We start from the raw sequence: 9473 nt of genomic DNA, 5'->3' as shown, positions 1-9473 counted from the left end.
GGCGGCCTTCGCGCACCGGCCCGACGCGGTGCTGCGGCTGTTCTACGCCCCTTCCCGCAGGGCCGAGGCCGGCCCCCTCTGCGCCCGCCTCGCCCGCGCCCGGAAGCCCTATCGCGAGGTGCCGCCGGAGGAACTGGCGAAGATCGCCGGCACCACCCACCATGGCGGCATCGTCGCCATCGCCGCGCCGCGCCCGGTGCCGCCGCTGCCGCACCCCGAGGCGCTGCCGGCGGGGCTGCTGCCGGTGCTCGATGGCGTGGGCAACCCGCACAACCTCGGCGCCATCGCCCGCTCGGCCGCCTTCTTCGGCTGCCGCGCCCTGCTGCTCTCGGGCGATCCGCGCCAGGCCGGGCTGTCGGACGCCGCCTGGCGCACCAGCGAGGGGGGGCTGGAGGCGCTTGCCCTCTACCGCGCGCCGGACCTGCCGGCGGCGCTGCGCGCGCTCGCACCGCGATACCTCACCGTGGCCGCCGTGGCGCGCGGCGGAGTCGCGCCGGAGGCACTGCCACGCGGCCGGCCCGTCGCCCTGGTGCTGGGCAATGAGGAGCAGGGGCTGGCGGAAGAGACCGTCTCCGCCTGCGCCGCCAGGGTGACCCTGCCCGGCTCGGGGCTGGTGGAGAGCCTGAACGTTTCGGTGGCGGCGGCGGTGCTGATGCACGCCCTGGTTGAGGGCGATAACATTCGCGCCATTTAAACTCTTGTCGTCTGGACAGGAAGAAGCCAGAAACCGCCCCCGGAACCATCCGGAGGCTCCCAAGACCATGACCATCCGCCGCCGTGCCCTGCTGGGCGCCGCCGCCACCTTCCCCGCCGCCTCGGCTCTTGTCGCGCCGCATGTGGCGCGGGCCCAGTCGGCCTTCCCCTCCCGCACCATGCGCATCGTGGTGCCCTTCGCCGCCGGCGGCTCGGTCGACATGACCGGGCGCCTGATGGCGCAGATGCTGCAGCCCGTGCTGGGCCAGTCCGTCGTCGTCGACAACCGCGGCGGTGCCGGCGGCAATCTCGGCGCCGCCGAGGTGGCGCGCTCGGAGAAGGACGGGCACACCATGCTGCTCGGCTCCGCCTCCATCCTGGCGGCCAACAAGTTCCTGTATGCCAAGTCCATGCCGATCGACCCGCTGGCCGACCTGGCGCCGGTGACGCGCGTCACCACCGGCACGGTGTACATGACGGTCAACGCCAACAGCCCCTACAAGACCTTCCAGGACGTCATCGCGGCGGCCAAGAAGGACCCGGGCAAGCTGACCATGGGCTCCTCGGGCACCGGCACCATCAGCCACCTGACCATCAGCAAGGTGGCCAAGGCGACCGGCGCCGAGATCACCCACGTGCCCTACCGCGGCGGCGCGCCGGCCCTGCAGGACCTGCTGGCCGGCAACATCGACATGATGTTCGACGTCATCCCGCTCTCCATGGCGCATGTGCGCGAGGGGCGGCTGCGCGTTCTGGCCGCCGCCAGCGCCGAGCGCACCACCTTCTCCGACGACCTGAAGAACGTGCCGTCGATGAAGGAGCTGCTGCCCGGCTCCGGCATCGACATGCAGTCCTGGTACGGCATCAACGTGCCGGCCGGCGTGGCGCCCGACCGCATCGCGGCGCTGCACAAGGCGATCGTCGGCGTGGTGGACACCGCCGAGTTCCGCTCCAAGATGGAGCCGAACGGCTTCACCACCATCGTCGACAAGAGCCCGGCCGAGTACGGCGCCTACATCAAGGCGCAGGAAGCGGTGTGGAAGGGCCTCGTCGAGGAATCGGGCGCCAGCCTCGACTGAGGCGCCGGCCCGGGGGCGCGGCCCCCGGGCGACCGCCGGGGGAACCGCGTTCCCCTGGCTCCCCCGCCGGGGTCAGGCCCAGAGAGGGTCGCTCTCCAGGGATGGCGAGGCTGCCGCCGTCGCCTGGCGCGCGGCGCTCAGCAGGTAGCTGCCGGTGCCGTAGCCATCCGCCCGCGCCACCAGGTAGTGGATGCCGCTGGCTGTGGCCGTGAAGTCGAGATGCGCGTTGTCGTTGGCGCCGTCATCATGCATGCGCAGCAGCGTGCCGCTGGCGTCGCGCAGTTCCAGCAGCGGATCGGCCAGGGTGCCGTGATAGGTGGCGGCGCCGCGCAGGTCGAAGCTGTAGCTGCGCCCAGCGGCGAGCTTCACCGCGAAGACATCCGTATCCCCCGCGCTCTCCACCCGCCCGACGCGGGAAAGCCCCACCGCGATGTCGCCCTGCGGCGCGGTGTTGTCCGCCAGGCTGTCGCGCAACGTGTCGAAGAAGCCGCTGCGCAGCGTGTAGCTGCCGGTGCCGGCGCCATCGGCCATGGCGTGCAGGTGGTAGGTGCCGCCCTGGGTGGCGACGAAGTCGATATGCGCGTCGGCGGTGGCGCCGTCATCGTTGCTGGCGAGCAGGGTGCCGGCGGCGTCGCGCAGCTCCAGCCGCGTATCGGCCAGGGTGCCGCCGCCGCTTGGCGCGCCGCGCAGGTCGAAGCTGTAGCCCTGGCCGGCGCGCAGGGTGATGCCGAACACGTCCACATCGCCCGCGCTCTCCACCCGCCCGACGCGGGAGAGGCCGGCGGTCAGGCTGGCCGCCGGCGCGGAGGTGTCCGCCAGGCTGTCGGGGATGGTGTCGAAGAAGCCGCTGCGCAGCGTGTAGCTGCCGGTGCCGGCGCCATCGGCCATGGCGTACAGGTGGTAGGTGCCGCCCCGGGTGGCGACGAAGTCGATATGCGCGTCGGCGGTGGTGGCGTCATCGTTGCTGGCGAGCAGGGTGCCGGCGGCGTCGCGCAGCTCCAGCCGCGTATCGGCCAGGGTGCCGCCGCCGCCCGGCGCGCCGCGCAGGTCGAAGCTGTAGCCCTGGCCGGCGCGCAGGGTGATGCCGAACACGTCCACGTCGCCCGCGCTCTCCACCCGCCCGACGCGGGAGAGGCCGGCGGTCAGGCTGGCCGCCGGCGCGGAGGTGTCCGCCAGGCTGTCGGGGATGGTGTCGAAGAAGCCGCTGCCCAGCGTGTAGCTGCCGGTGCCGGAATCGGCGGCGCGGGCGTGCAGGTAGTAGGTGCCGTCGCGCGCCGCGGTGAAGGCGAGGGGCGTGTCCGCGCCGCTGGCCAGCAGCGTGCCGGCCACGTCGCGCAGCTCCAGCTCGGCGTGCGCCAGCGTGCCGCCGCGCAGCGTGAAGCTGTAGCCCTGGCCGGCGCGCAGGCTGACGCTGAACACGTCCACATCGCCCGCGCTCTCCACCAGGCCGGCGCGGGAGAGGCCGGCCGTGAGGCGGCCCAGCGGCGTCGTCACGTCGGTGATGGCGTCGCGGTAGTCGTCGGCCGGCAGCAGGCCGGCGGTGCCGAGCGTCTCGCCGGAACCCAGGAAGCGCACGAACTCGATGCCGCGCAGCGTGTCCGTGGCCCCGAGGCCGGCCGCCTGGAGCAGCCCGGCGGTGCCGCTGAACACGTAATCGGCGCGCAGCCCGGCGAGCACCGCCGTGTCGATGCCCGCGCCGCCGTCGAGCAGGTTGGCGGCGACGTTGCCGAACAGCGTGTCGTCGCCCGTGCCGCCGGTGGCGTTCTCGATCAGCGCGCGGGTGTCGCCCGCGTGCAGCAGGGCGTTGGCCACGTTGCCGCGCGCCCTCTGCCCGTCGCCGAGATAGGCGAGCTGGGCGGTGGCGGTGAGGCTCCATTCCCCCGGCCGCAGGTCGATCCGGACGCCGCCGCCATAGGCGGAGAAATCGTAGGTGTCGATGCCGCCGCCATCCCACACCGTCATGAAGACGCGGTTGCCGCCCGGCGCGCCCTGGCCCGCGCCATCGACCGACAACTCGCCGCTCAGCGGGTTCCAGCGATAGGTCGTGTCGCCGGCGCGGGTGGCGTAGTTGGCGCCGTACATGTGCTGCAGCGCGGCGATGTCGCCCATCATCAGCGACTGCGCGTAGCCCCAGCTCTCGTTGGTGTAGCCGCCGGGGACGGAGCCGACATGGCTCCGGTAGGTCATCACCGAGTATTCCATCGAGTCGCGCGCCGCCGGCAGGGGGCCGAACGCGTCCGTCTCGTGCCCGTGCTTCAGGCCCAGCGCGTGGCCGGTCTCGTGCAGGAAGGTGTGGAAGGCGTAGTTGCCGGGGCGCGGCGCGAGATAGTAGCCGCTGCCCGTGCCGAACCAGGCATCGCCGCCCTCCGGGGAGGCGTGCGGGTAGTAGGCCCAGGCCGTGCCGGGCTGCGCGGACTGGGCGAAGCGCAGATCGGCGCCGCCCGCCGCCGCCCCGCCCGCCGCGGTGAAGCGCAGTCCGCTGACGGCGGCGAACATCGCCAGCGCCGCCTGGACGGCGTCCTGCTGCGCCGCGTTGAGCGGTGCGAAGCCCGCCTGCGGCTCGCCCGAGCCATAGCTGCCGCCATACTGGCCGGCCCCGGTGGGAAAGCCGTAGGTGAGGTCGAGGCTGGCCCACCGCTCCCCGGAGAGGAGGCCGTCGGTGTCCTGGTCCCCGGCGGGGCCGACGCTGATGGTGGTCAAGAGGTTGCGTCCTTCGGTCCGGCGGGAAGGATACGGGCGGGAAGGACAAGGGCAAAGCCGGAGCAGGCCGGGCCCTTGGCTTCCGGCGCGGGCGGCGTCCTGGCGCACCGTCCCGCGCATCGGGTTCTGGGGCATCGGGTTCCCGGGCGTCGGGTTCTTGGGCATCGGGGCGGCCCTTGAGAAAAGATGATCGGGTGCGTCCGCCATCCGCGGGCTTGGGCCGGGCCGCGCCGATTGCCGCCCGGCGCGCCGCGCCCTTATCCTCCGCCGACCCTGGCCCGAGGAAACGCCCGAATGACGCGCCGCACCGCCTCCGCCTCGATTCCGCTGCTCCTCGGCGCCACGCTGCTGGCGCCCGCCGGGCTGCGCGCCGCGCCGCCCGAGCCCGGCCCCGGCTGCCCGGATGCCGCCGCCATGCGCGCCATGGCCGCCTCGCTTCTGGCCAAGGCTCCCGTGCAGCCCTTCGGCCGCAGCCTGACGCTGGAGGACGGGCTCTGCGCCCAGTCCCGCCTGGTGCCCGCCATGCGCGAGCACCTGGGCGAGCCGGTGGGCTGGAAGGTGGGGCTGACCAACGCGGCGGCGCAGAAGCGCTTCGGCGTCTCCCACCCGCTGGCCGGCCCGATCTACGCCGCCACGGTGCGCGCCAGGTCGGGCGACACCCTGCCGGCCGACTTCGCCGCCGTGCCGGTGGTGGAGGCCGACCTGATCGTGCGGGTGAAGGACGCCGCCATCGCCGAGGCGGGGGAGGACCATGTCGCCATCCTCCGCCAGATCGACCAGGTCATCCCCTTCATCGAGCTGCCCGACCTGGCGCTGGCCGATCTCGGCAAGATGGACGGGCCGAACCTGCTGGCGATCGGCGTCGGCGCCCGGCTCGGCGTGGTGGGGGAGCCGATCGTGCCGGAGGCGACGGAAGCCTTCGCCGCGCGCCTCGGCAGCATGACCGTGCGCTTCGCCCACGACCAGAAGGAGCTGGCCAGCGCGCCCGGCACGGCGCTGCTCGGCCACCCGCTGAACGTCATCCCCTGGCTGGTGCAGGACCTGAAGGCGCGCGGCATGGCGCTGAAGGCGGGGGACCTGATCTCGCTCGGCGGCTTCTCCCCCGCCATGCCGGCGGAGAAGGGGCGCACCTACACCACCACCTACACCGGCCTCGCGGCCGAGCCGGTCTCGGTGCGCGTCACGCTGGAGTAGCGCCGCCCGGCCCGCGGGCGGCCGCCTCCTTCCTGGAAGCCTGGTCGATCTCGCGCTCCAGGAACAGGTTCAGCACGGTGCGCAACGTGGCGATGGCGGCGAGCTGGCCGATATCGTCCCAGCTCGGCGCCACCACGGTGCGCAGGATGTCGGCGGCCAGGGTGAATTCCAGCGCCACCATCAGCCAGCGCGCCAGGTGCAGCCGCGCCGCCTGCTTGGCGGCGTCGCGCCCCTGGCCGGAGCGCAGCCGCAGCAGCGCCAGCACGCGCCACGCCGCCTCGGCCACGGCGCCGGCGATGATCAGCGCCGCCGCCACCTCCACCGCCAGCACCACCCACCCCACACCGCGCAGCACCATCTCTTCCATGCCGGCGCAACGCGTGCCGGCCGCCCGGGTTCAACAGGGAGGTGCATTTCCATGGACACTCTCTTGGCCCTGGCCCTTGACCCTGGCGCCCGGCCGGCGCATCGCCCTATCTCCGCATCCCCGCCCGGAGGTTCCGCCCCGCCATGCTCGCGCTCCGTGTCATTCCCTGTCTGGACGTGAAGGACGGCCGCGTCGTGAAGGGCGTCAACTTCGTCGCGCTGCGCGATGCCGGGGACCCGGTGGAGCAGGCCCGCGCCTATGACGCCGAGGGCGCGGACGAGATCACCTTCCTCGACATCGGCGCCACGCACGAGAACCGCGACACCATGTACGACGTGGTCTCGCGCACCGCGGCGGAGGTGTTCATCCCGCTCACCGTCGGCGGCGGCGTGCGCTCGGTCGAGGATGTGCGCCGCCTGCTGCTCGCCGGCGCCGACAAGGCCAGCATCAACAGCGCCGCCGTGACCGACCCCGAGCTGGTGCGGCGCGCGGCGGAGGCGTTCGGCAGCCAGGCCATCGTCGTCGCCATCGATGCCCGGAAGGTGGGCGAGGGGCGGTGGGAGGTGTTCACCCATGGCGGCCGCCGCGGCACCGGCATCGACGCGCTGGGCTGGGCGGAACAGGTGGCCTCCCTCGGCGCGGGCGAGCTGCTCGTCACCTCCATGGACCGGGACGGCACCAAGTCCGGTTTCGATCTCGAGCTGCTGCGGGCGCTGCGGGGGCGGGTGCGGCTGCCGCTCGTGGCCTCCGGCGGGGTCGGCACGGTGCGGCATTTCGTCGAGGGCGCGCAGGCCGGGGCCACCGGGCTGCTCGCCGCCAGTGTGTTCCACTATGGGGAGATGCGCATCGGCGAGGCCAAGGCGGCGCTCGCCGCCGCCGGCCTGCCGGTGCGCCCGCTTCCCGCCAGCAAGGTCGCCTGAACCGATGGCCAAGGACATGAAGAAGAAGGCCGTGAAGGCCAAGGTCGCGCCGAAGGCCGCGCTGAAGAAAGCGGTGGCGAAGAAGGCGGTGGCGAAGAAGGTGGCGGTGCAGAAGCCGGCGGCCAAGAAGGGCAAGGCGGCGCTGCCGCTGCCGCCCACCATCCCGGCCGTGGCCAAGCCGCGCAAGGCGGCGCTGAAGGCCGAGGCGCGCCACCTCGAGCCGCTCTCCGTGCCGGTGACGGGCGATATCGAGGTGCTGCGCCGGCTGTGGGAGACGGTGGAGGCGCGCCGCCTCTCGGGCGACACCACCCTGTCCCACTCCGCCCGGCTGATGGCGCGCGGCACCGCCAAGGTGGCGCAGAAGCTGGGCGAGGAGGCGGTGGAATGCGTCATTGAGGCGACGCAGGGCAACCGCGAGGCCACCATCCTGGAGAGCGCGGACCTGCTCTACCACCTGATCGTCGTCTGGGTGGATGCCGGCATCCGCCCCGAGGAGGTCTGGGGCGAGCTGGTGCGGCGCGAGGGCATCTCCGGCATCGCCGAGAAGGCCGCCCGCCCGAAGGGCATCGTCCGCGCCGCCGAGACCACCAAGCTGCCCTGACACCAGTTTTCCTGAGGCCAGTTTTCCTGAGGCCTCCTTCGCCCACGGACCGAACCCACAGGAGAGAGGAAGACGCCATGCCCGTGTCCGGAATGCCGCCCTATGACGGGGGCAACATCTTCGCCCGCATCCTGCGCGGCGAGATCCCGGCCAACAAGGTGCATGAGGACGAGCATGCCCTGGCCTTCCACGACATCGCGCCGCAGGCGCCGGTGCATGTGCTGGTGATCCCGAAGGGGCGCTACGTCTCGGTGGCGGATTTCTCCGCCGCCGCCAGCCCGGAGGAGATGGCGGGCTTCTGGCGCGCCGTCGGGCTGGTGGCGCGGCAGCTCGGGCTGGAGGGCCAGGGCTACCGCGTGCTGACCAACATGGGCGAGGATGCCGGCCAGGAAGTGCCGCACTTCCATGTGCACATCCTGGGCGGCAAGCCGCTCGGCGCCATGCTGGTGCGCGGCTGAACAGAAAGGGCGGCCCCTTGACCGGGCCGCCCCCCATAGCCATCCCTCAAGGAATGGCCGATCTCACCGCTGAGGCGGAAGCGCGCGCCGCGCTGGACGCCGCTGGAAAACTGCCGGATGCCGAGCTGGATCTCGGCGCCGTCGCCCTGCAATTCGCCCGCATCGACGCCCCTGAGGCGGATTGGCGGGCTGCCGAGCGGCATCTCTCCGACCTGGCCCGCGCCATGGTCGAGGCCGCCATCGCCACGCCGGACGCCGACCGCGGGGACGCTGGCCGCCGCCTGGCCGTGCTGGCCGAGGTGCTGCATGGCCGCTTCGGCTATGCGGGGGACCAGGAGGGCTACGACGCCCCCGCCAACGCCAACCTGATCCATGTGATCGAACGCCGGCGGGGCCTGCCCGTGGCCCTCGGCATCCTCTGGCTGCATGCCGCCGAGGCCGCCGGCTGGGGCGCGCACGGGCTGGATTTCCCCGGCCATTTCCTGATCGGGCTGGAAGGCACGCCGGGGCAGGGGGTGCTGGACCCGTTCAACGGCGGCGCGCCGCTGCAGGCGCCCGAGCTGCGCGGCCTGCTGAAGCGCATGCAGGGGCCGCAGGCGGAGCTGCGGCCGGACCTGCTGGCGCCGGTCGGCAAGCGGGACGTGCTGCTGCGGCTGCAGAACAACCTGAAGCTCCGCCGCCTGCAGGCCGGCGACATTCCGTCCGCCATGCGCTGCGTGCAGGACATGCTGCGCGTCGCCCCCGCCGCCGCCATGCTGTGGCGCGAGGCGGCGCTGATGCATCAGCGGCTGGACGAGATCGGCGCCGCGCTGCAATGCCTGGACCGCTTCCTGGCGCTGGTGCCGCCCGGCAGCGAGGCGGCGCAGCGGGCGCGCCTGCTGGCGGTGGAGCTGCGCCAACGCCTGCACTGAGCCAGCGCCTGCACTGAGCCAACGCCTGCACTGAGCCAGCGCCTGCACTGAGGTACCTGCACCGGGCCGTCTGCATGGGCCGCCTGCATCGGGCGGGGCGGCGCCTGTCCGGCCGGCGCCCCTGCCGCCTCAGTTGACGTCCTCGCCCGGGGCGATGCCCCAGATCTGGCTGCGCTTCAGGTAGCCGCGGTGGCTGCCCACCTGCACCTCGCACCAAGCGCCGTCGGCGCGGCAGCTGCGCAGCCGGCCCACCACGCCCGGCATCAGCCGCGCCACCACCGGGCTGGCCTCCGACTCGCTGCCATGCATCTCGTGCGGGCCCTCGCCCCGCGCCAGAAAGGTGCGGCGGCCGGCCAGGGTGGACTGGTGCACCCAGCCTTCCGTGCCCTCCATGTCGCGGATGCGGCGCCACTGGTTGTATTCGCGCAGGATCTCCACCGGCAGGTCGCGCCGCTGGTAGGTCCATTCGATCGGGTAGCGCGTGTCGGGGCCGATGCGCAGGTTCACCTCGTCGCTGCGCAGCGAGACGAAGCGCGGGATCGGCAGGCCG

General features: G+C 73.2%; 10 protein-coding genes. 7 read left to right on the top strand and 3 right to left on the bottom strand.

The annotated features are described in order from the left end of the window. Together ACZJYS_RS19740 and ACZJYS_RS19735 are read left to right on the top strand one after the other, a co-directional pair. Positions 1–694: TrmH family RNA methyltransferase (locus ACZJYS_RS19740; RefSeq protein WP_493180038.1), on the top strand; the 694-nt coding region annotated here is incomplete at its 5' end. A 67-nt stretch (positions 695–761) separates the two neighbouring features. Continuing rightward, positions 762–1772 carry a Bug family tripartite tricarboxylate transporter substrate binding protein gene (locus ACZJYS_RS19735; RefSeq protein WP_109515890.1) on the top strand — a complete coding sequence of 337 codons (1011 nt, stop codon included), beginning with the start codon at positions 762–764 and terminating at the stop codon, positions 1770–1772. A 72-nt stretch (positions 1773–1844) separates the two neighbouring features. Here the strand turns inward: ACZJYS_RS19735 and ACZJYS_RS19730 are convergent, their stop codons facing one another. Further along, positions 1845–4472: a pre-peptidase C-terminal domain-containing protein gene (locus ACZJYS_RS19730; RefSeq protein WP_493180037.1), complete on the bottom strand. Its 2628-nt coding sequence runs from the start codon at positions 4470–4472 to the stop codon at positions 1845–1847. A gap of 294 nt (positions 4473–4766) precedes the next feature. On the opposite strand from ACZJYS_RS19730, the gene ACZJYS_RS19725 reads away from it, so the two are divergent. Next, positions 4767–5666, top strand: coding sequence for a 2-keto-4-pentenoate hydratase (locus ACZJYS_RS19725; RefSeq protein WP_109515892.1), 900 nt, complete (start codon positions 4767–4769; stop codon positions 5664–5666). Here ACZJYS_RS19725 and ACZJYS_RS19720 read toward each other — a convergent pair. After that, a complete protein-coding gene (locus tag ACZJYS_RS19720) occupies positions 5653–6024 on the bottom strand; it encodes a DUF1622 domain-containing protein (RefSeq protein ID WP_493180036.1) in 372 nt (123 codons plus the stop codon). The genes ACZJYS_RS19725 and ACZJYS_RS19720 overlap by 14 nt on opposite strands. 152 nt (positions 6025–6176) lie before the next feature. Between ACZJYS_RS19720 and hisF the strand changes: the two genes are divergently transcribed. The 4 genes from hisF (at position 6177) to ACZJYS_RS19700 (ending at position 8923) form a co-directional block, all read left to right on the top strand. After that, positions 6177–6953 (top strand): imidazole glycerol phosphate synthase subunit HisF, encoded by a 777-nt coding sequence (gene hisF / locus ACZJYS_RS19715; RefSeq protein ID WP_109515894.1) that lies wholly within the window; start codon positions 6177–6179, stop codon positions 6951–6953. A gap of 16 nt (positions 6954–6969) precedes the next feature. After that, positions 6970–7554 (top strand): phosphoribosyl-ATP diphosphatase, encoded by a 585-nt coding sequence (locus tag ACZJYS_RS19710; RefSeq protein ID WP_379631619.1) that lies wholly within the window; start codon positions 6970–6972, stop codon positions 7552–7554. Between the two features lie 77 nt (positions 7555–7631). Further along, positions 7632–8012, top strand: a complete 381-nt coding sequence (locus ACZJYS_RS19705) for a histidine triad nucleotide-binding protein (RefSeq protein WP_109515896.1) — start codon at positions 7632–7634, stop codon at positions 8010–8012. A gap of 53 nt (positions 8013–8065) precedes the next feature. After that, positions 8066–8923 carry a SirB1 family protein gene (locus tag ACZJYS_RS19700; protein ID WP_109515897.1) on the top strand — a complete coding sequence of 286 codons (858 nt, stop codon included), beginning with the start codon at positions 8066–8068 and terminating at the stop codon, positions 8921–8923. Between the two features lie 129 nt (positions 8924–9052). On the opposite strand, the gene ACZJYS_RS19695 is transcribed toward ACZJYS_RS19700, so the two are convergent. Beyond that, a partial coding sequence (locus ACZJYS_RS19695; RefSeq protein ID WP_493180035.1) for an SH3 domain-containing protein occupies positions 9053–9473 on the bottom strand: 421 nt, incomplete at its 5' end.

The organism is Roseomonas sp. TS2, from assembly GCF_058833935.1.
Note: the sequence above shows the minus strand (reverse complement) of the source record. Positions and strands in the feature narration are given on the sequence as shown.